The organism is Streptomyces sp. NPDC001678, from assembly GCF_042892945.1.
Classification (GTDB): domain Bacteria; phylum Actinomycetota; class Actinomycetes; order Streptomycetales; family Streptomycetaceae; genus Streptomyces.
This window is the reverse complement of sequence record NZ_JBIAUP010000008.1, coordinates 96,026-116,307: the sequence shown is the minus strand read 5'-3', so window position 1 is coordinate 116,307 and position 20,282 is coordinate 96,026. Positions and strand designations below refer to the sequence as shown.

The 20,282-nt window shown below is 74.1% G+C and carries 19 protein-coding genes; 10 read left to right on the top strand and 9 right to left on the bottom strand.

The genetic code is table 11. The features are described 5' to 3' along the window. Positions 1-326 precede the first annotated feature (326 nt). Positions 327-1,016: a nuclease-related domain-containing protein gene (locus ACFYZR_RS18760; protein ID WP_391911536.1), complete on the top strand. Its 690-nt coding sequence runs from the start codon at positions 327-329 to the stop codon at positions 1,014-1,016. A 68-nt stretch (positions 1,017-1,084) separates the two neighbouring features. Here ACFYZR_RS18760 and ACFYZR_RS18755 read toward each other — a convergent pair whose 3' ends face one another. Continuing rightward, on the bottom strand, positions 1,085-1,483 hold the full coding sequence (locus ACFYZR_RS18755) for a BlaI/MecI/CopY family transcriptional regulator (RefSeq protein ID WP_391911534.1): 399 nt from the start codon (positions 1,481-1,483) through the stop codon (positions 1,085-1,087). Positions 1,484-1,699: 216 nt separating this feature from the next. Between ACFYZR_RS18755 and ACFYZR_RS18750 the strand changes: the two genes are divergently transcribed. After that, on the top strand, positions 1,700-3,847 hold the full coding sequence (locus ACFYZR_RS18750) for a transglycosylase domain-containing protein (protein ID WP_391911532.1): 2,148 nt from the start codon (positions 1,700-1,702) through the stop codon (positions 3,845-3,847). Positions 3,848-3,928: 81 nt separating this feature from the next. Here the strand turns inward: ACFYZR_RS18750 and ACFYZR_RS18745 are convergent, their stop codons facing one another. Genes ACFYZR_RS18745 through ACFYZR_RS18735 form a run of 3 tightly spaced genes read right to left on the bottom strand, consistent with a single transcriptional unit; the run spans position 3,929 to position 6,986 of the window. After that, positions 3,929-5,182 carry a hypothetical protein gene (locus tag ACFYZR_RS18745; protein ID WP_391911530.1) on the bottom strand — a complete coding sequence of 418 codons (1,254 nt, stop codon included), beginning with the start codon at positions 5,180-5,182 and terminating at the stop codon, positions 3,929-3,931. 44 nt (positions 5,183-5,226) lie between these two features. Continuing rightward, positions 5,227-5,952: an aminoacyl-tRNA hydrolase gene (locus ACFYZR_RS18740; protein ID WP_391911528.1), complete on the bottom strand. Its 726-nt coding sequence runs from the start codon at positions 5,950-5,952 to the stop codon at positions 5,227-5,229. Then, complete coding sequence (locus tag ACFYZR_RS18735) at positions 5,949-6,986, bottom strand: LysR family transcriptional regulator (protein WP_391911526.1); 1,038 nt, start codon at positions 6,984-6,986, stop codon at positions 5,949-5,951. The genes ACFYZR_RS18740 and ACFYZR_RS18735 overlap by 4 nt, the downstream gene beginning before the upstream one ends. A 124-nt stretch (positions 6,987-7,110) precedes the next feature. Here ACFYZR_RS18735 and lpdA point away from each other — a divergent pair, with 124 nt between their 5' ends. Both lpdA and ACFYZR_RS18725 read left to right on the top strand, forming a co-directional pair. Beyond that, positions 7,111-8,535, top strand: coding sequence for a dihydrolipoyl dehydrogenase (gene lpdA, locus ACFYZR_RS18730; RefSeq protein WP_391911524.1), 1,425 nt, complete (start codon positions 7,111-7,113; stop codon positions 8,533-8,535). Positions 8,536-8,748: 213 nt separating this feature from the next. Further along, entirely contained in the window at positions 8,749-9,681 is a 933-nt protein-coding gene (locus ACFYZR_RS18725; protein ID WP_391911523.1) for a GNAT family N-acetyltransferase, read from the top strand. A 22-nt stretch (positions 9,682-9,703) separates the two neighbouring features. Here the strand turns inward: ACFYZR_RS18725 and zapE are convergent, their stop codons facing one another. Then, on the bottom strand, positions 9,704-10,798 hold the full coding sequence (zapE, locus tag ACFYZR_RS18720; protein WP_391911870.1) for a cell division protein ZapE: 1,095 nt from the start codon (positions 10,796-10,798) through the stop codon (positions 9,704-9,706). A gap of 128 nt (positions 10,799-10,926) precedes the next feature. Here zapE and ACFYZR_RS18715 point away from each other — a divergent pair, with 128 nt between their 5' ends. Together ACFYZR_RS18715 and ACFYZR_RS18710 are read left to right on the top strand one after the other, a co-directional pair. Further along, on the top strand, positions 10,927-11,700 hold the full coding sequence (locus ACFYZR_RS18715) for a pyrimidine reductase family protein (protein ID WP_391911521.1): 774 nt from the start codon (positions 10,927-10,929) through the stop codon (positions 11,698-11,700). Between the two features lie 189 nt (positions 11,701-11,889). After that, a complete protein-coding gene (locus ACFYZR_RS18710; RefSeq protein ID WP_391911519.1) occupies positions 11,890-12,399 on the top strand; it encodes an indole-3-glycerol phosphate synthase in 510 nt (169 codons plus the stop codon). Positions 12,400-12,424: 25 nt separating this feature from the next. On the opposite strand, the gene ACFYZR_RS18705 is transcribed toward ACFYZR_RS18710, so the two are convergent. Together ACFYZR_RS18705 and ACFYZR_RS18700 are read right to left on the bottom strand one after the other, a co-directional pair. Further along, a complete protein-coding gene (locus ACFYZR_RS18705) occupies positions 12,425-13,099 on the bottom strand; it encodes an ABC transporter ATP-binding protein (RefSeq protein ID WP_391911517.1) in 675 nt (224 codons plus the stop codon). Next, entirely contained in the window at positions 13,096-14,160 is a 1,065-nt protein-coding gene (locus tag ACFYZR_RS18700) for an ABC transporter permease (protein WP_391911515.1), read from the bottom strand. Before ACFYZR_RS18700 ends, ACFYZR_RS18705 begins: the two co-directional genes overlap by 4 nt. 176 nt (positions 14,161-14,336) lie before the next feature. Here ACFYZR_RS18700 and ACFYZR_RS18695 point away from each other — a divergent pair, with 176 nt between their 5' ends. The 4 genes from ACFYZR_RS18695 (at position 14,337) to msrB (ending at position 18,109) form a co-directional block, all read left to right on the top strand. Beyond that, positions 14,337-15,563: a sensor histidine kinase gene (locus tag ACFYZR_RS18695; protein WP_391911513.1), complete on the top strand. Its 1,227-nt coding sequence runs from the start codon at positions 14,337-14,339 to the stop codon at positions 15,561-15,563. Further along, positions 15,560-16,201, top strand: coding sequence for a response regulator (locus tag ACFYZR_RS18690; RefSeq protein WP_391911511.1), 642 nt, complete (start codon positions 15,560-15,562; stop codon positions 16,199-16,201). The genes ACFYZR_RS18695 and ACFYZR_RS18690 overlap by 4 nt, the downstream gene beginning before the upstream one ends. 78 nt (positions 16,202-16,279) lie before the next feature. Continuing rightward, positions 16,280-17,674, top strand: a complete 1,395-nt coding sequence (gene murC / locus ACFYZR_RS18685) for a UDP-N-acetylmuramate--L-alanine ligase (protein WP_391911509.1) — start codon at positions 16,280-16,282, stop codon at positions 17,672-17,674. Positions 17,675-17,701: 27 nt separating this feature from the next. Continuing rightward, on the top strand, positions 17,702-18,109 hold the full coding sequence (gene msrB, locus ACFYZR_RS18680) for a peptide-methionine (R)-S-oxide reductase MsrB (protein WP_391911507.1): 408 nt from the start codon (positions 17,702-17,704) through the stop codon (positions 18,107-18,109). Between the two features lie 16 nt (positions 18,110-18,125). Here msrB and ACFYZR_RS18675 read toward each other — a convergent pair whose 3' ends face one another. Continuing rightward, a complete protein-coding gene (locus ACFYZR_RS18675; protein WP_391911506.1) occupies positions 18,126-18,419 on the bottom strand; it encodes a hypothetical protein in 294 nt (97 codons plus the stop codon). Between the two features lie 88 nt (positions 18,420-18,507). Further along, positions 18,508-20,247, bottom strand: a complete 1,740-nt coding sequence (gene treZ, locus ACFYZR_RS18670; protein ID WP_391911504.1) for a malto-oligosyltrehalose trehalohydrolase — start codon at positions 20,245-20,247, stop codon at positions 18,508-18,510. Positions 20,248-20,282: the final 35 nt, after the last annotated feature.

Here is a 20,282-nt window from a genome sequence, read left to right as displayed (position 1 = left end):
GGCACCGCACGTTAGGGGCCCGGCGCTGATCGCCAAGGGGATTCCGGTAAGCCCTGCCGGCGGGCGGGCCCGGGAATCCCGGGCCGACCTGCGGCTCCGCCGCTCCGGAGAAATCCGGCGGGGGATTGTGCGCCACGTCACTTCCGGGGCGAGGGCCCCCGAGGAGCGGGCCGTCGCCGGTAGGGTGCGCGCTTCCGCCGCCGGCCCGGGCATGGACGAGGCCCCGCGGTCGGGGGGATGCCGCGGGGCCTCGACCGGTTCAACGGACGTCCGATTGGGTTGGTTCCCGCACTTCTGCGGCAGTATGGCGGGTGGGGGTGATGGGCGTGCGCGAGCGGCCGGAAGCGAAGAGGAGCGCGAACGGAAAGGCTTACGACCCCGAGAGGCTTTTCCTCCCACCCGACGACGACCTCGCCCCGAACCGGCCCGGGGAGACTCTGCGCGCCCGGCTCGACGCGTCCCGGACCGGCCGAGTGGGGCTCGTGCTCGCCCGGCTGCTCGGCCGGCGGCCCGTGGAGGACACCTGGCGCCGGGAGCTGGCCGTCCAGCAGCTCGTCGGGTCGGCGCTGGAACTGCTGACGGCCGGCGGCTGGGAGGTCGTCCACTCGATCGTCCTGCCGGGGGACGACGTGATCCCCCATCTGCTGATCGGCCCCGGAGGAGTGTTCTGCGTCGCCCCCGAGCCCGCCCACGGGGCACGGCTCACGGTGGACGACACCGCCGTCCGCTACGCGGGGGAGCGCCACCCCCGCCCGTACGTCCGGCGGATCCGGCGCAGCGCGGCGCGGTCCTCGCTCGTGCTCTCGCGGGGCTGTGACTTCCCGGTACGGGCGCGGCCCGTCCTGGTGCTGGTCGGCGCGGCCGAGGTCGGGACGGCCGACGCGCCGGCGGACGTGCGGGTGCTGGGGGAGCGGGACGTGCCGGGGCTCGGCAGGCTGGGCGGCGTGCTGCGCGCGGAGCGGGTGGACCGGATCCACACCGTGGCGCGCAACCGGCGCGTCTGGCTCCGGGCGTGACCGGCGACGGCTCCGGGGCGGGACGGCTCCGGGACGGGTGAGGGGTTGGGGGAGTAGGGGGGAGGGAGTCAGCGGGGCCGGGGGATGCCGGTGAGGAGCTGCCGCAGCAGCTCCGCGTCCTCGGGGACCAGGCCGTCGGCGAAACGGGTCAGCACGATCTCCCGGTCGGGGCGCCCCTCGAGCACCTTGTGCATCCGGCGGGCGGCGAGCCCGGCCTCGTCGGTGAGGGGGGCGTAGGCGTAGGCGCGGCCGCGCGGGGTGCGGGTGAGCACGTCCTTGACGAGCAGCCGGGAGAGGATCGTGACCACCGTGCTGTAGGTCAGCTCGCCCGGGAGGGTGCTCTGGACCTCGCGGGGGGTCAGCGGGGTGCCCGCGCGCTGCAGCGCGGCGAGGACCTCGCCCTCCAGCGCGCCGTTGGCACGCCGCCGGCCCTGGCGTACGTCGACGGAGGGTGCGGCCGTTTCCATCTCTTCCGGCGTTCCTTCCGCTGTTCCCGCCATGACCTCTACAGGAGTGTAAAGGACTCCACGGAGTCCGGACGACCTAACGGATCTTCAGATTCCGGTGTGACAGACTCCCGGTAATCGATCGGCAGAGCCAAAAACGGACGTTCGGGTAAGGGTAGGGACACAGCGGTGAGCGAACGGCGCAGCAGGGCACGTGCCCGTAAACCCTTCGCTTCCGTGCGCGGCCGCCGTGGGCAGCGGGCCGCCACGGGCGTCGGCACGGGCGTCGGCATGGGCGTCGGCATGGGCGTCGGCACGGGTGCCGGCGCGGGCGTCGGTCCAGGCGACGGCACAGGCGTCGGCACGGGCTCTTCCGGCAGCCGGTCCCGTTCCCGTTCCCGCCGGGGCGCCACCGGCGCCCTCGGCGCCCTCGGCGCCCGGCTGGCCCGGCTGCGGCCCGCCTACCCCCGCCCGGGCCGGACGGGCGCGCGCCGCTGGATACCCTCGTGGCGCCAGACCCTCGGCCTGTTCGGCTGCCTCTTCGGTACCCTCGCCGCCGCCGTGGCGGTCCTCTACGCCACCACCGAGATACCCACCGACCTCAACGCCTTCGCCACCCAGCAGGACAACGTCTACTACTGGGCCGACGGCAGCGAGATGGCCCGCACGGGACCCGTGAACCGCCAGGACGCCGCCCTGGACAAGGTCCCCGAGAAGGTGCGCTGGGCCGCCCTCGCCGCCGAGAACGAGACCTTCTACACCGACAGCGGGGTCTCCGTCAGCGGTATGACCCGGGCCGTCACCAAGATGGTCGGCGGCGGGGAGACCCAGGGCGGCTCCACCATCACCCAGCAGTACGTGAAGAACGCCTACCTCAACCAGCGGCAGACCTTCACCCGCAAGCTCACCGAGATGTTCATCGCCATCAAGCTCGACAACAAGATGAGCAAATCGGACATCCTCCAGGGCTACCTGAACACCAGCTGGTACGGGCGCGGCAGCTACGGCATCCAGCGCGCCGCCCACGCCTACTACGGCAAGGACGTCTCGGAGCTCACCCCCAGCGAGGGCGCCTTCCTCGCCGCCCTCCTCAAGGGCGCCGGCCTCTACGACCCCTCGCTCGGTCCCAAGAACCACGAGCGGGCCGTGGAGCGCTGGAAGTGGATCCTCGACCGCATGGTCGTCATCGGCAAGCTCTCGCCGCAGGAACGGGCCACGTACACGACCTTCCCCGAGCCCAAGGCCCCGCCCAAGCCGGCCGGGCTGACCGGGCAGACCGGCTATCTCGTCGACACCGCCCACGCCTATGTCCTCGCCCACTCCGACGTCTCCGACAAGGACTTCGACCTCGGCGGCTACCAGATCCACACCACCTTCGAGAAGCCCAAGGTCGACGGCCTGGCCAAGGCCGTCGCCGACGCCACCCGGGGCCTCGACCCCGACAAGCGGGAAGCCGACCGGGACGTGCGGATCGGGGCGGCCTCGGTCATGGCCGACGGGCGGATCGTCGCCCTCTACGGCGGGCCGGACTACCTCAAACAGGGCTTCAACGACGCCAATTCCACCGTCGTCCCGGCCGGGACGGCCTTCGCCCCGTTCGTCTACGCCTCGGCCCTGACCAACGGCATCCAGCGCGAACGCGGCGGCCCCCGTATCCCCGTCACCCCCGCCACCGTCTACGACGGCGACGACAAGATCGCGATACGGACGCCCGAGGGCCCCTACTGGGACCGCTCCGGGAAGATCGTCAAGGGGCGCAACGAGGGCGACAAGTCCTGGGGGAAGATCACGCTGCGGGAGGCGGTGGCCCGGTCCGTCAACTCCTCGATCATGCAGCTCGGCATGGACACCGGCCTGGACAAGGTCAGCCGCACGGCGGTCCAGTGCGGGATGCTGGAGGACAGCCTCGGCCCGCAGGTGCCCGCCTTCTCCCTCGGCACCACCCGGCCCAGCGCCATCCGCATGGCCGCCGCCTACGCCACCTTCGCGGCCAAGGGCATGAACGCCGAGCCGTACTCCGTCACGGAGGTCAGCCGCAACGGCGACCCCGTGTCCGTGGAGAAGTCCGTCGCCGTGCGGGCGCTGTCCGCGAGCGTCGCCGGAGCGGTGGACGATGCTCTGCGCGCCGGTGTGCAGAACGGGCACGGGGTCGCGGCCAAGGCCACCGGGGCGGGCACGGCGGCCACCGCCGGCACCGGCCCGGACAACAAGTCCGCCTGGTTCGCCGGCTACCGGGGCACGGTCTCGACGGCCGTCTCGCTCTCCCGCATCGACCCCAAGACCCAGGAGCTGCTGCCGCTGGACGGGCTGGGCGGCACGGCGAAGACGGTTCAGGGGAGTGCGTACCCGGGGGACATCTGGACGCGGTACATGGCCAAGCGCTGACGCTCCCGCTGGGGGCGCGGTTTTTCCGGCGCGGGCCGGTGGGGGCTTGTCGCGCAGTTCCCCGCGCCCCTTCGGGCGCGGTTACTTCAGGAACGTCTTCCAGTCCGGCGCCTGCGCCGGGTCCAGGCCGCGCAGTTTCGCCAGGACCTTGGGGTCCTGGGCGTCCAGCCAGTCGGCAAGCTGCTTGAAGGACACGCAGCGCACCCCGTCCTTCTTGCACACCGACTTCATGACGTCCTCCACGGCCTTCATATAGATGCCGTCGTTCCAGTCCTCGAAGTGGTTGCCTATGAAGAGCGGCGCCCGGCTGCCGTTGTAGACGCGGTTGAAGCCGTTGAGATAGCCGTCGCGCGTCAGCTTCCGCCACTCCTCGTACTTCGCCGGGTCGCCCTTGGTGTTGTCGCCGGACTGGTTGTAGAGGAAGTTGAAGTCCATGGACAGGACCTGTTTGTCGCTCTTGGGGTACGGGAGCAGCTGGAGCGGGAAATTCCAGATACCGCTCGTCTTGGACGGCCACAGCTGGAAGTCGCCGGGCGAGCTGGCGTCGTAGCGCCAGCCGAAGTCCTTCGCCGCCGTCAGCAGGTTCTTCTGCCCCTCAAGGCAGGGAGCGCGGCCGCCCACCAGCTCCTTCTTGAAGTCGAAGGGCAGCGGGGGCAGGTCCTTGTAGCCGGTGTTCGTCTTCCAGTTCTCCACGAACGAATACGACTGCTCGATCTCGCTCTTCCACTCCGCCGGGCTCCAGTCGCCACCGCCCTTGGTGCCGCAGAAATGGCCGTTGAAGTGGGTGCCGATCTCGTTGCCGTCCAGCCAGGCGCCGCGCACCTGATTCAGGGTGTCCCGGATGTGCTGGTCGGTCGCGAAGGATATCGCCGCGTCACCCGGCTTGTGCTGCGGCGGCTTGTACAGCGTCGCCTTCGACTTCGGCAGCAGATACATGGAGGTCAGGAAGAACGTCATCTGCGCGTTGTTCTGCTTGGCGACCTCCCGGAAATGGGAGAAAAGGTGGTCGTCACCCTCCAGGGCGCCGTCCCAGGAGAAGACGACGAACTGCGGGGGCTTCTCGCCGGGCTTCAGCTTCTCGGGCTTGGCGACCTTCGGCTGTGGGCCGGTGAAGGACGTCGAGCCGTCCCCGAGGACCTTGACCTTGCCGTCCCAGGGCTCTTCCTGGTTCTTGCCGTCACCGGCCGCGTCCGCCCCGCCGGACCGCCCGGAGGACGACGAGGCGTTGCCCTTGCGGCCCTCGCCCCCGTCGCCCTGCGTCAGCCCGACGACCAGCGCCGTCGCCACGCATATGGAGCCCAGCGCCGTCGGACCGTAGACAGACCTCTTCGACAACGTGGTGCTCCCTGGTGCCGCTACACATGTTCAGGCGGCCAGTATCACAGGCGAGTGTGACAACCCCGCAGCAAGGGGTGGTCCGCGACGACCGTGCACGAACCGGGTGCGATCTCCGTGAAACCGGCGTCCCTTACCACCGGTAGCCCACTGGCCGTCAGCTCCGCCCAGCGTCCGGGATCGGCCGTCCGTACCGACAGCGCGAAGCCGTCCTTCCGCCAGGCGTCCCGCGCGGCGTCGTCCAGGGCCCACCACGCGAGCTGCGCGCCGTGCCCGGCCTGGGCCATGGTCTTGCCCGCCGACATCTCCAGCTCCGGGTTGAGCCACAGCACCGGCCGGGCGGGGTCCGGCGCGGCCGGCGGCTCGGGGTCGTCCAGATCGGTGCCCGACACCTGAAGCTTCACCAGCTCCTTGGGCCAGCCGTCCAGCGGCACGGGCGGGAAGACCCGCACCTCTGCGGCCTCGCCCGCGACCTCGATGCCCGGCAGCGCGGACGCCTTGCGCCACTCCGCCCCGCGCGCCCGCCGCACGACCTTGCGGATGCGGGCGTCCTGCCAGTCCGCCACCGCCCGGGCCCACTCGCCGTCCCCGGCCGCCCGCTCGTCCGACAGCAGCCACAGCACCGCCCGCGCCGCCGTCTCCAGCGCGTCCGTGCGCGCCGGGGGCGCGGCCTTCTCGATCCGCACCACGAGGGGCAGGACGAACTGGGGGGCGCGGTCGCGGGGGTCCTCGTCGTACGGGTCGGACGGGACGGTGTCGGTGCTGGTCACGGCTCCAGTCTGCCAGCCGCCCCGGACGCCTCGCGCGGCCCGGTCGGCACGTGGGCCGCGCCCACCGCCCCCACTGCTCCCACCGCGCCCGGGGCGGCCGTACCCCGAGGCTCCCCACCCGGTGACTCCGCGCCCAGAGGTTCCGCGCCCAGGGCCTCCCCGCGCAGGATCTCCGCGCACCGCGCCACGAACGTGGCCGCCATCCCCGTCGGCTCCACCCGCGAGAACACCGTCTGCTCCCGCCGCCAGCGCGGATCGACGGCCACCGGCACCGCGCCCGCCGTCGCCGTGGCGAGGTGCCGGGGCGCCGCCACGATCCCCACCCCGGCGGCGGCCATCCGCACCGCCGTCGACGACTGCTCCGTCTCCACCGCCGTCACCGGGGTGAAGCCCCGTTCCTCGCACACCACGTCCAGCCACCGTCGCCCGCCCAGCACCGGTTCCAGCGCGCACCGCACCCACGCCCGGTCCGCCAGTTCCTCCAGCGCGACCGGAGCCGTACGTCCGGCCAGGGGGTCGTCGGCGGAGACGACCAGGACGATCTCCTCCTCGCCGAGGGAGACCACCGGCCCCGGCCAGCCCTGCGGGCGGGGTCCCACGGCCAGGTCCGCGACACCGCGCTCCATGCGGTCCCGCAGCTCCTCCGTGGTCACGCACTCGTGCAGTCGCAGCGCCACCCCCGGGAACTCGGCCCGCCAGCGTGCGAGTACCGGTGGCAGAACGCCGGCCGCCAGCGCGTGCAGCGTCACGACGTGCAGCTCGCCGCCCTCCGCACCGGCGGCGGCCCGGGCCGCGCGGCGGGCCCGGCCCGCGCTGCGCACGGCGAGCTCGGCGTGGGGCAGGAAGGCGCGGCCCATCGGCGTGAGCCCCACGCCGCGCGGCAGCCGTTCCAGCAGGGGGCCGCCGACGGCCCGTTCCAGCGCCTTGATCTGGTGGGACAGCGCGGACTGGGTGACGTTGAGGGTGTGCGCGGCCCGGCTGAAGGACCGTTCCTCCACGACCGCGACCAGGTACTCCATCTGTCGCAGACTCATCCCGCACCCGCCCCGCCGGCCCTGTGAAGACGGCCCTGTGAAGGGGGTCCTATGAAGAGCCGTCATCGATCCCATCAAAAACTTGCGTTGGACTCATCATCGCCGGTGGACGGAGGGTGAAGGCATGCATGAGACAGATGTCATCGTCATCGGCGGCGGCACCGGCGGCTACAGCACGGCGCTGCGCGCGGCGGCCCTCGGACTCGGCGTCGTCCTCGTGGAGCGCGACCTCGTCGGCGGCACGTGTCTGCACCGTGGCTGCGTTCCCAGCAAGGCGATGCTGCACGCGGCGGAGCTCGTCGACGGAATCGTGGAGGCGCGGGAACGGTGGGGGGTGAAGGCGACGCTCGAGTCCGTCGACTGGTCCGCCCTGACCGCGACCCGCGACGACATCGTCTCCCGCAACCACCGTGGGGTGGAGGGCCGGCTGACGCACGCGGGCGTGCGGGTCGTCCGGGGCTCGGCCACCCTGACCGGACCCCGGACGATACGGATCGGCACCGGCGCCGAGGCGGGCACCGCGTGGCGGGCCCGGCGCGGCGTCGTCCTCGCCACCGGCTCGCGGCCCCGGACGCTCCCCGGGCTGGAACCGGACGGCGTCAGGGTCGTCACCAGCGACGACGCGCTGTTCGCCCCCGGGCTGCCGGGCTCGGTCGTGGTGCTGGGCGGCGGGGCGATCGGCGTCGAGTACGCCTCGCTGCACCACTCCATGGGCGCCGAGGTGACGCTGCTGGAGGCCGCCGACCGGCTGCTGCCGCTGGAGGACGCCGACGTCGGCCGTCATCTGACGCGCGGTCTGAAGAAGCGCGGCATCGACGTCCTGACCGGCGCGCGCCTTACGGAGGCCGACCCGTACGACGGGGGTGTACGGGTCGTCCTCCGCACGGCGCGCGGTGAGACGCGGACGCTGGAGACGGAGCGGCTGCTGGTGGCCGTGGGCCGGGTACCGGTCACCGACGGCCTCGGCCTCGCGGCGGCCGGACTGGCCACCGACGCCCGGGGCTTCGTCGCCCCGGCCGACTGGTCCCGGCTGGAGACGGCCGTCCCCGGCGTCCACGTCGTCGGCGATCTGCTGCCCCCGCCGTCGCTCGGGCTGGCCCACGCCTCCTTCGCGGAGGGCCTGCTGGTCGCCGAGACCCTGGCGGGCCTCGCGCCCCGGCCCGTCGACTACGCGGCGGTGCCCCGCGTGACGTACTCCAGCCCGCAGACGGCCTCGGTGGGCCTCACCGAGGCCGGGGCGCGGGAGCTGGGCCACCGGGTCCGGGTCGTCACCATGCCGCTGACCGCCACCGCCAAGGGGATGGTGCACGGCCAGGGCGGCATGGTGAAGGTCGTCGCCGAAGCCGCCGGAATGGACGGCGGGCGGGTGCTGGGCGTCCACCTCGTGGGCCCGCACGTCTCCGAGATGATCGCCGAGAGCCAGCTCGTCGTCGGCTGGGACGCGGAGGCCGCCGACGTCGCCCAGCACGTCCATCCGCACCCGACGCTCTCGGAGGCGGTCGGCGAGGTCATGCTCGCCCTCGCGGGGCGGGGGCTGCACCAGCCGTAGCCACGGTTGGATCGTTTTAAATCGTTGGACGCCCGCGTCCGACGGACCCTAAGGTCCGCTCAGACGTCCGAGAACCCGGAAAGGAGGGGCGAGATGAACCGCATCGACAGCACTGTCACCACTGTCCCGCGCTCCCGCCCCCTCCGCCGGGCGTCCTCCGTCTGACATTCCGTCCGACCGGGAGCGCGATCGTCCGCCTCCGGAAGGATCCCCATGACCTCCCTGGTCATCCGTGCCCTCACCGAGCACGACACCGCACTCTTCACCACCCTCGACACCGCCCCCGCCCTCGTCGGCAGGGCCGCCTTCGGCCAGACCTACACGCCCGTCCACCTCGGCGGCGAGTACCGCCCCGACTGGACCTGGGTGGCGCTGCGCGACGGCCGCGTCGTCGCCCGCGCCGCCTGGTGGGGCGGGCCCGACGACGAGACGCCCAAGGCCCTCGACTGGTTCGACTTCGCCGACGGCGAGGCCGAGGCGGCCGTCCACCTGCTGAGCGCCGTCCCGCTGAGCGCCGAGTACGCCCTCCTCGCCCCGCCCGGCTGGCGCGACCGGCCGCGCGTACGGGCCGCCGTCGAGGCCCGCGCCGCGGCGGCCGAGGCGGCCGGGATGCGGCGGCTCGTCGAGCGGTACCGCTACGAGTGGACGCCCGGCTGCCCGCTGCCGGAACGCACCGGCCGTCTGGAGTACCGGCCCGAGCCGGACGACGCGGTGTTCCGGGACGTCGTGCGCCGCACCATGGACGGCACGCTGGACGCCCACGACCGCCGCACCGTCGCCGAGTCCGGCATCGAGGCCGCCGTCGACGACATGATGGGCTTCCTCCACTGGCTGCCCTCGCCCCGTGAATGGTGGCGGCTCGCCTTCACGCCCGGCGGGGACCTCGCCGGCCTCCACGTCCCCGCCCACAACCCGGCCGGGCCCTGCGTCGGCTACATCGGCGTCGTCCCCGAACGGCGCGGCCGCGGCTACTCCCACGACCTGCTCGTGGACTGCACCCACGACCTGGTCGACCGGGGCGCCGAGAGGATCGCGGCCGCCACGGACAAGGGCAACACCCCGATGGCGGCGAGCTTCGCCAGGGCGGGGTATCCGGTGACGCAGGAGCGGATCGACTTCGTGCCGGCGGATCAGCCGGCGGATTAGCGGCTGTCGGCGCGGGGCGCGGTCACTCGGCGGCGTTGGCGTTGGCGTCGGCGTCGGCGTCGGCGAGCGGCTTCGCGTCCCGCGCCAGCGCCGTGAGCCGGGAGATCGCCCGGAAGTACTTCTTGCGGTAGCCGCCGTTCAGCATCTCCTCGCTGAACAGCTCGTCGAAAGGCCGCCCGGACGCCAGCACCGGGACCTCGCGGTCGTAGAGCCGGTCGGCGAGGACGACCAGGCGCAGCGCGGTCGACTGGTCCGGCACGGCCCGGACGCCGGTCAGGCAGACGGCCCGGACGCCGTCGCACATGGCGCCGTAGCGGCTCGGGTGGACCTTGGAGAGGTGGTCGAGGAGGTCGGGGAAGGCGTCCAGGGAGGCGCCCTCGACGCGGTGCGCCACCCGCTCGACGGTCCCGTCGTCGTACGGGGCGGGGGCCTGCGGCAGGCCGCGGTGGCGGTAGTCCTCGCCGTCGATGCGCAGCGGGCGGAAGTGGGCGGAGAGGCCCTGGATCTCGCGGAGGAAGTCGGCGGCGGCGAAGCGGCCCTCGCCGAGCTTGCCGGGCAGGGTGTTGGAGGTCGCGGCGAGCGCCACGCCCGCGTCGACCAGCTTGCCCAGCAGGGTGGAGACGAGGACGGTGTCGCCCGGGTCGTCGAGCTCGAACTCGTCGATGCACAGCAGCTTGTGGCCGCTGAGGGTCTGGACGGTCTGCTGGAAGCCCAGGGCGCCGACGAGGTTCGTCAGCTCCACGAACGTGCCGAAGGCCTTGCGCTCGGGGGCGGCCGGGGTGGCGTGCCAGAGGGAGGCCAGCAGGTGGGTCTTGCCGACGCCGTAGCCGCCGTCGAGGTAGACGCCGCGCGGGCCGGTGGGGGCGGCGGGCTTCGTCTCGCGCCGGAACCAGCGCTTGCGGCCGCCGGCGGCCTCGCCGCCGAGCCCGCCCGCGAAACCGTCGAGGATCTTGACGGCCTCGGTCTGGCTGGGCTGGTTGGGGTCGGGGATGTACGTGTCGAAGCGCACCGCGTCGAAGCGCGGCGGCGGCACCATCTCGGCGACCAGGCGGTCGGCCGGGACGTGCGGGGCGCGCGAGGTGAGGGCGACGGGGGTTCCGGCCGGGCCGCCGGTTATCGGACCGGGGGCCGCGGGGCCCGTGGCACTTGCGGGTGATGCGGTGGAGGACGACACAGCTGTCCAGCGTAGCCCCTGAAAGTGCGGTGGCCCGCCCGCGCGGAGCGAGCCATGTCACACTGCGGCCTATGCGACGCCTGTTCCCCTCCCCGCTCAGCCCCGCCGATCTCGACGACCGCGAATGGGGGCTGGACGAGCTCGCCGACCTCTACGCCTACCCGGCCGGGCTGCCCGCCGGGACGGCGTGGCTGCGGGCCAACATGGTCTCCTCGCTGGACGGCGCGGCCCATCACGAGGGCCGGTCGCAGCCGCTGTCCTCGGCTGCCGACATGCGGATCTTCGGCACGCTGCGGGGCCTGGCCGACGCGGTGGTGGTCGGCGCGGAGACCGTACGGCAGGAGGGCTACCGCCCCGCGCGGGCCCGGGAGGCCTTCGCGGCGCGGCGGGCGGCGCTCGGCCAGGGGCCCGCGCCGGTCATAGCCGTGGTGAGCGCGGGGCTCGACCTGGACTTCTCGCTTCCGTTGTTCACCGCGCCGCTGGTGCCCACGATCGTGCTGACCGGGGCGGATGCCCCGGCGGAGCGGGTGGCCGCCGCGCGGGCGGCGGGCGCCGAGGTGCTCGTGGCGGGCGAGGGGCCGGGCGTCGACGTGGCGCGGGTGCCGGGGCTGCTGGCCGGGCGGGGGCTGACGCGGCTGCTGACCGAGGGCGGCCCCCGGCTGCTGGGGCAGTTCGCGGCGGCCGGGGCGCTGGACGAGATGTGCCTGTCGCTGGCGCCCGTGGTGGCCACCGGGACGGCGCCGCGGATCATGGCGGGGCCGCCGCTGGCGGTGCCCGAGCGCTTCGCGCTGGGGTCGGTGCTGGAGGACGGCGGTTTCCTCTTCACCCGGTACCGACGGGTTTGACGCGCCGGTGGTCCGCCGACGGGTCTGACAATCGGCGGAATTTACCGTTCCGGTTTAACTCGGGGTGGGCAGAATTGAGTCAGACGCTCCCCCGGGGGCACAGGATCAAAACAGGCGGGTTCCCGGGGAGCCCGCGCAGGATGGTTTCTGTTGGGGCCCGGTGGCCCATGGAGTAGAAGGGCTCCCACCGTGTTCACGAGCGTATTGATGATCGAGCAGCCGCTCTCCGCGACGGATGTCGACTTCGTCACCACCCTCCACGACGACAGCATGTCGTTCGTGGTCCTCATGCGCCCCAGAGGGGACGAGGACCGGCTGCTGCGCGCCATCGACGACGTGGCCCTCGGCGAGCTGGAGCAGGCGCTCCACGAGGCCGACGAGCCCGAGGGCGACGCGGCCGTACGGCCCGCCGCGGTGGCCCTGGAGCACTCGCTGCGCCTGCTGCGCGAGGCGGGCTGCGAGGCCGTCGGCCAGCTCATCGACGGCCACCCGCTGGACCTCCTGCGCTCGGTCGTGGAGCAGACCCACGCCGACGAGGTGATCGTGCTGACCGCGCCCCACCTCGTCGAGGAGTTCTTCCACCGCGACTGGGCCTCGCGCGCCCGCCACAAGGTCGGGGTGCCCGTCCTCAAGCTCTACGCGCACGCCGACGGGGAGGAAGAGGGCGAGGAGGCGCCGGCGGCGGGCGAGCGCGACTGAGCCGGCCGGCACCGGCCACGTCCCGTCACTCCAGCCTGCCGTCGCGCATCGTCAGCACCCGGTCCGCCCGGCCGAGCAGCCCCCGGTCGTGGGTGACCAGCACCGTCGCCGTGCGGTGCCGGCGGGTGACCTCGGCCAGCAGTTCGACGACCCGCTCGCCGCGCTCGTGGTCCAGGGCCGACGTCGGCTCGTCCACCAGCAGCACGGCGGGGTCGCCGAACAGCGCGCGGGCGATGTTCACGCGCTGCCGCTCGCCCCCGGACAGCTGATGGGGACGGCGCCGCCGCTTCGCCGCGTCGAGCCCGACCGACTCCAGCAGCTCCGCCGCCCGCGCCCGGGCCGCCCGGACGGATCCGCCGCGCAGGTGCGCGACCGCCAGCAGCTGTTCCTCGGCCGTCAGCGACGGCAGCAGGTTCGGCTGCTGGAAGACGATCCCGACCCGCTCGCGCCGCAGCGCGGTGCGCTCCTTGGCGCTCAGCGGCCCCGTCTCGCACCCCGCCACCACCACGCGCCCCGCGTCGGGGCGGCGCAGCGTCGCCGCGACCGCCAGCAGGCTGGACTTGCCCGAGCCCGACGGCCCCACGACCGCCACCAGCTCGCCGGGCGCCACGGTCAGCGACACCCGGTCCAGGGCGGTGAGCGTACGGTCCCCGTCGGGGTAGGTGAGGACGGCGTCCTCCAGAGAAAGGGCGGTGGTCATCGGGTGGCTCCCAGCGCGGTCAGCGGATCGACGGACGTGATGCGGGCGACGGCGAGCGCCGAGCCGGCCAGCCCCAGCAGCACCATGGCGGCCACCGGCACGGCCACCGCCGCCGCGCTCAGCTCGAACGGCACCGCCGCCGACGCCAGCGCCCCGCCCGCCGCACCGGCCGCGGCGCCCGCGACCGCACCGACGGCCAGCACCACCGCCGCCTGCCCCAGCGCGTCCCGCACCAGATAGCCGCTGCTCGCGCCCACGGCCTTGAGCACCGCCACATCGGGCCGCCGCTGCACCGTCCACACGGTGAAGAAGGCCCCCACCACGAGCGCGCTCACCACGAACAGGAAGCCCTGGACCATCCGGAGCGTGCCGTGCTCGGCGGCGTAGCCGTCGATGCCGTCCAGCGCGTCGCCGAGGGCGACGGCCTTCGTGGTGCGGGCGACGGCCCCCGAGGGCGTACCGGAACCGGTCACGGCCAGCGCGGTCGGCCTCGGCAGGTGGCTCACCTCGCGCCAGGTGGCGAGCGTCGTCCAGACGGTCGGCGCGTGCCCGTGGCCCCGGTCGGGCGTGATGCCGGAGACGGTCAGCTCCCGGGTGCCGAGGGTGATCCGGTCGCCGGGCCGCAGCCCGTGCTCGCGGGCGATCCGCCGGCTCACGGCCGCCTGCCCGTCGGCGGGGGCGGCCCCCGCCTCGGGCGCCGGCGCCAGCCGCTGCGGGCCGCCGATCACACTCACCGACTCCGCCGAGCCGCCCGCCGTCAGCCGGGTCATCCCCACGCCGAACGGCTCCGCCGAGCGCACCCCCGGGGCCCGGCGCCACGCCTCGGCCTGCCGCTCGTCGACGGTGCTGTTGGAGAACGACACCTCGGGCGCGGCCCCCGCCGGGGCACCGAAGACCACACGGCCCGCCGGCAGCCCCGCCACGGCCGACGACGCCTCCCGGGCCAGGCCGTCGGTCAGGCCGTAGAGGAAGACCACGAGCGTGGTGATGAGCGCGACGACCGTGCCCATGAGGGCGAAGCGCCCCCGGGCGAAACGGATGTCGCGGAGCGCGACGAACAAGGGATCCCCTCCGGTGCCGGATCGAATACGGGCTCCAGGCTGCCGCCCCGGGCCCGCGCCGGCATCGGGCCGGGGGACGGTCCGCGGACCGTCCGTACGGTGCACCCGGAAATCAATCGAACGGTTGACGGCGGCCGGTTCCGTAGCGCCCGGCACCGGCCCGTACGCTCGGTGGGATGAGCCGAACGAGTCCTTCCGACCCCGGCGCGCCCGCCGCGCTCCCGCGCGGACGCGAGGCCTCCGACGTGCCCCCGCTGCGCCTGGTCCGCCTCGCCTTCCACGGCGCCTTCTACGCGCTGCTCGCCGTCGCCCTGGCCCCCACCGTGGCCGGACGGCCGTCGGCGGGACCCCTGGCCGTACTGCCGCTGGGCGCCCTGCTCGCCGCCGTGTACGCGGCCGGGACCGTCCGCCCCGCCCGCCGCCCCGGGCTCTGGCTCTCCGCCGTCACGGCCCTGTGGCTGGCCCTCCTCGCCCTGGACCGCGGCTTCAGCTACGTCGCCTTCCCGCTGTTCTTCCTCTTCCTGCGCGCCCTCCCGGTCCGCTGGGCGCACCCCGCCGTCGCCGCCGCCACGGCGGCCGTCGTCGCCGCCCAGGCGACCGCGCCCGGCGGGCTCACCGTCGCCAAGGTCATCGGCCCCGCCGCCGGGGCCGCCGTCGCGATCCTCACCGCCTACGGCTACGCCGCGCTCCACCGCGAGGGCCAGCGCCGCCAGCGGCTGATCGACGACCTCGTGCGCACCCGGGACGAGCTCGCCGCCGCCCAGCGCGAGGCGGGCCGGCTCGCCGAGCGGCAGCGGCTCGCCCGCGAGATCCACGACACCCTCGCCCAGGGCCTGTCCAGCATCGTCCTGCTGGCCCGCGCCGCCGAGACCGCCGAGCGCGAGACGGCCCGGGAACGGGTCCGCGAGATCGGGCTGACCGCCGCCGACAACCTCGCCGAGGCCCGCCGCTTCGTCCAGGCCCTCACCCCGCCCGCCCTGGAGGACGCGCCCCTGCCCGAGGCGCTGCGCCGGGTGACCGCCCGCACCGTCCCCGGAGCCGTCTTCCGCCTCGACGGCGAGCCCTGCCCGCTGCCCGTGGAGACCGAGGTGGCCCTGCTGCGCCTGACCCAGGAGGCCCTGGCCAACGTGGCCCGCCACGCGAGCGCCGAGCACACGGCCGTCACCCTCGCCTTCCTCGACGGGCAGGTCGCCCTCGACATCTACGACGACGGCATCGGCTTCGCCCCCGGCCGGGGCCCGGCCGACGGCCGCCGCACCTTCGGCCTCCACGGCATGCGCGAGCGCATCGCCGGCCTCGGCGGCACCTTCACCGTCGAGTCCGCCCCCGGCGAGGGCACGGCGATCGCGGCGACGGTCCCGGTCGTCCCGACGGGGGCCCGCGCCCTGGAGGCGGCGGCATGAGCGAGGTGATCGGGATCCTCCTCGTCGACGACCACCCCGTGGTGCGGCGCGGGCTGCGCGCCATGGTCGACGACCTGCCCGACGTGGAGGCCGTGGGCGAGGCCGCCGACGGCGCCGAGGCGCTGCGGCTGCTGGACGAGGGCGTACGGCCCGACGTCGTCCTCATGGACCTCCAGATGGGCGCCGGGATGCACGGCGTGGAGGCCACCCGGCGCATCACCGCGCTGCCGTCCCCGCCCGCCGTGCTGATCCTCACCACCTACAGCACCGACGCCGACATCCTGGCCGCCGTCGAGGCCGGGGCCACCGGCTACCTCCTCAAGGACGCCCCGCCCGAGGAGGTCGCGGCCGCCGTCCACGCCGCCGCCCGCGGCGAGACCGTCCTCGCCCCGCCCGTCGCCGCCCGCCTGCTGGGCCGGGTACGGGCCGGGGGCCGGACGGTGCTGTCGCCGCGCGAGACGGAGATCCTGGGCCTGGTGGCCGAGGGCCTGCCCAACCGGCAGATCTCCAAGCGGCTCTTCATCAGCGAGGCGACGGTCAAGACCCACCTCGTGCACATCTACGACAAGCTCGGCGTCGACAGCCGCACGGCGGCGGTCGCGGCGGGCCTGGCGGCGGGGCTGATCCGGGCGGTGTGACGGGCGCGGACGGGGCTGTCCGTGCCGGGGAATAGAGTGAGACCCGCAACGAGCACCGACCTCCAGGGAGCACCGCACATGGCACCGGCCGTCCCCACGACGATGGACCGACCGCACTTCATCGGCATCGGCGGCGCCGGCATGTCGGGCATCGCGAAGATCCTCGCCCAGCGCGGCGCGGCAGTCGCCGGCAGCGACGCGAAGGAGTCGGCCACCGCCGCGGCCCTGCGCGAGCTGGGCGTCACGGTGCACATCGGCCACGCCGCGGAGCACCTGGCGGCCGACGCCACCTGCGTCGTCGTCTCCAGCGCCATCCGCGCCGACAACCCCGAGCTGGCCGCGGCCGCCGAGCGCGGCGTCCCGGTCGTCCACCGCTCCGACGCGCTGGCCCGGCTGATGGACGGGCTGCGCCCGATCGCCGTCGCCGGCACCCACGGCAAGACGACGACGACGTCGATGCTCGCCGTCTCCCTGGACGCCCTCGGCCTGAACCCGTCGTACGCCATCGGCGGCGACCTGAACGGCCCCGGCACCAACGCCCTCCACGGCTCGGGCGACATCTTCGTCGCCGAGGCGGACGAGAGCGACCGCAGCTTCCACAAGTACGCGCCCGAGGTCGCGATCGTCCTCAACGTGGAGCTGGACCACCACGCGAACTACGCGTCGATGGACGAGATCTACGAGTCCTTCGAGACGTTCGTCGGCCGCGTCCGCCCCGGCGGCACGCTGGTCGTCTCCGCCGACCAGGCGGGCGCCCGCGAGCTCACCGAGCGGGTCTCCGGCCGCCACGACATCGAGATCGTCACCTACGGCACGGCCGAGGACGCCGACGTGCGCGTCCTGAAGGTCACCCCGCGCGGCCTGGCCAGCGAGGTCACCATCCTGCTGAACGGCAAGATGCTCACCTTCGCCGTCTCCGTGCCCGGCAGCCACTACGCCCACAACGCCGTCGCCGCCCTCGCCGCGGGCGTGGCCCTCGGCATCCCGGCGCACAACCTCGCTTCCGCGCTCGGCAAGTTCACCGGCGTGGGCCGCCGTCTCCAGCTCAAGGGCGAGGCGAACGGCGTGCAGGTCATCGACTCCTACGCGCACCACCCCACCGAGATGACCGCCGACCTGGAGGCCATCCGGGGCGCCGCCGCCGGCTCCCGCGTCCTGGTCGTCTTCCAGCCGCACCTCTTCAGCCGCACCCAGGAGCTCGGCACGGAGATGGGCCAGTCCCTGACCCTGGCCGACGCCTCCGTCGTCCTCGACATCTACCCCGCCCGTGAGGACCCGATCCCGGGCATCACCAGCGCCCTGATCATCGACGCGGCCGAGAAGGCCGGCGCCGACGTCCGCCCCGAGCACGACATGGCGGCGATCCCGGACGTGATCGCGGGAATGGCACGCCCCGGTGATCTCGTTCTGACGATGGGCGCGGGTGACGTCACGGACCTCGGTCCGAAGATCCTCGCCCGCCTGGAGAACTGAGACGACACACCGCGGAGGGCGTTCGGCATGGCGTACGAGGTCGAGAAGACGGACGAGCAGTGGCGCGCGGAGCTGACGCCGGCGGAGTACCAGGTGCTCCGCCGGGCGGGCACCGAGCCCGCCTTCCGCGGTGAGTACACCGACACGAAGACGACGGGCGTCTACGCCTGCCGGGCCTGCGGCGCGGAGCTGTTCCGCTCCACGGAGAAGTTCGAGAGCCACTGCGGCTGGCCGAGCTTCTACGACCCGAAGGACTCCGACGCCGTCGAGCTCCTGGAGGACCGCTCCCACGGCATGGTCCGCGTGGAGGTCCGCTGCGCCCGCTGCGGCTCCCACCTGGGCCATGTCTTCGAGGGCGAGGGCTACCCCACCCCCACGGACCAGCGGTACTGCATCAACTCCATCTCGCTGCGACTGCGTCCGGACGAGGGCTGAGCAGGGCACTCACCACTCACCCGGTGAGGGCCGCGAGACCCTTCTTGAGGTCGTCGAGGTTCATCACCGGGCTCAGCTCGACCTCGGCGTCCGCTTCCTGGAAGAACTTCTCGCCGATGCCGACGATCTGCGAGGAGTCCTCCATGTCGAAGACCATGAGGCAGGACCGGCCGCCGTCCAGGGGCGCGAAGTAGGCGGCTTCGGGCTTGAGCTCCTCCACGATCTTCTCCATCAGCCTGGGCAGGCTGCCGTCCTTGACCCCCGCGTTCGACGTATGGGTGTCCATCCGGGCCCGCAAGAGCATGCGCATGGCCCTCACTCCTTCACCTGCGAGGTCGCGTCACTTCCAGGGTCGGCCCGCCACGCCCGGGGGCGCAAACGCGCAAACGCGGACGCGTTCACCGCAGCACCGCCGCCGTCTCCGGCGGCAGCCGCAGTACACCGTCCTCGCCGTCCGGCAGGCCCACCGGCCGCCACGTCGCGACGGCCTCCGTCACCGGGCCCGACAGGCGCGCGGCGGCCGGGCGGTCGGCCAGGTTGACCACGATGTGCAGCGGGCCGCGCCGGAAGGAGACGACGCCGTCCGCGGTGACCGACAGTGCCTCGTACCGCCAGCGCGGATCCGTCAGGGCGGGCTCGGCGCGGCGTAGGGCGATCAGGCGGCGGTACCAGTCGAGGAGCCGGGCGTGCGGGGGGCGTGCGGGTTCCGTCCAGTCCAGGCAGGAGCGGTCGCGGGTGGCCGGGTCCTGGGGGTCGGGGATCTCCTCGGCGGGCCAGCCGTGGGCCTCGAACTCACGGCGGCGGCCGGTCCGTACGGCCTCCGCCAGGGCCGGGTCCGGGTGGTCGGTGAAGTACTGCCAGGGCGTCCGGGCGCCCCACTCCTCGCCCATGAACAGCATGGGGGTGAAGGGCGCGCACAGCACGAGCGCGGCCGCGCAGGCCAGCAGCCCCGGGGAGAGCCGGGCGGAGAGGCGGTCGCCGAGCGCCCGGTTGCCGACCTGGTCGTGGGTCTGGGCGTAGCCGAGGAGCCGGTGGGCGGGGGTGGCGCCCGGGTCCAGGGGACGGCCGTGGGGGCGGTCGCGGAAGGCGGAGTGGGTGCCGTCGTGGAAGAAGCCGCCGCGCAGGGTCTTGGCGAGGGCGTGGGCCGGGTCGGCGGCGAAGTCGGCGTAGTAGCCCTGGGACTCGCCGGTGAGCGCGGTGTGCAGGGCGTGATGGAAGTCGTCGTTCCACTGGGCGTGGAGGCCGTGGCCGCCCGCGTCGCGCGGGGCGGTGGTGGCCGGGTCGTTGAGGTCGGACTCGGCGATCAGGAACAGCGGTCTGCCCAGCCGTCCGGCCAGCTCGTCGACGGCGGCGGACAACTCGGCGAGGAAGTGCCGCGGGCCGGTGTCGGCGAGCGCGTGCACGGCGTCCAGCCGCAGCCCGTCGAGCCGGTGGTCGCGCAGCCAGGCCAGGGCGCTGCCGATGAGGTACGCCCGTACCTCCGGGGAGCCGGGGGCGTCGAGGTTGACGGCCGCGCCCCAGGGGGTGTGGTGGGTGTCGGTGAAGTACGGGCCGTACGCGGGCAGGTGATTGCCCGACGGGCCCAGGTGGTTGTGGACGACGTCGAGGACGACGCCCAGGCCGAGGCCGTGCGCGGCGTCCACGAAGCGCCGCAGCCCGTCCGGGCCGCCGTAGGGCTCGTGCACGGCCCAGGGCGCCACCCCGTCGTACCCCCAGCCGTGCCGCCCCGGGAAGGGGCAGACGGGCATCAGCTCCACGTGTGTGACGCCCAGGTCCGCGAGGTGGGGCAGCCGCGCGGCCGCCGCGTCGAACGTGCCCTCGGGGGTGTACGTGCCGGTGTGGAGCTCGTACAGGACCGCGCCGGGCAGTCCCCGGCCGGGCCACGGGTGCCGCCAGGCGAAGCGGGCGAGGTCGACGACGGCGCTCGGCCCGTCCGGCCCGTCCGGCTGCCGCCGCGAGCGCGGGTCGGGCCGCACCGGTCCGCCGTCGAGGGCGAAACCGTAGCGGGTGCCGTGCCCCGCGCGGGCCTCGCCCCGCCACCAGCCGGGACGGGCCGGGTCCGCCACCATGGCGTACGTCCGGCCGTCCGCCACCAGGGCGACGTACCGGGCCCGCGGTGCCCACACCTCGAACAGCACGACGGCTCCTCTCGATGGGGGATCCTTCGGGGATT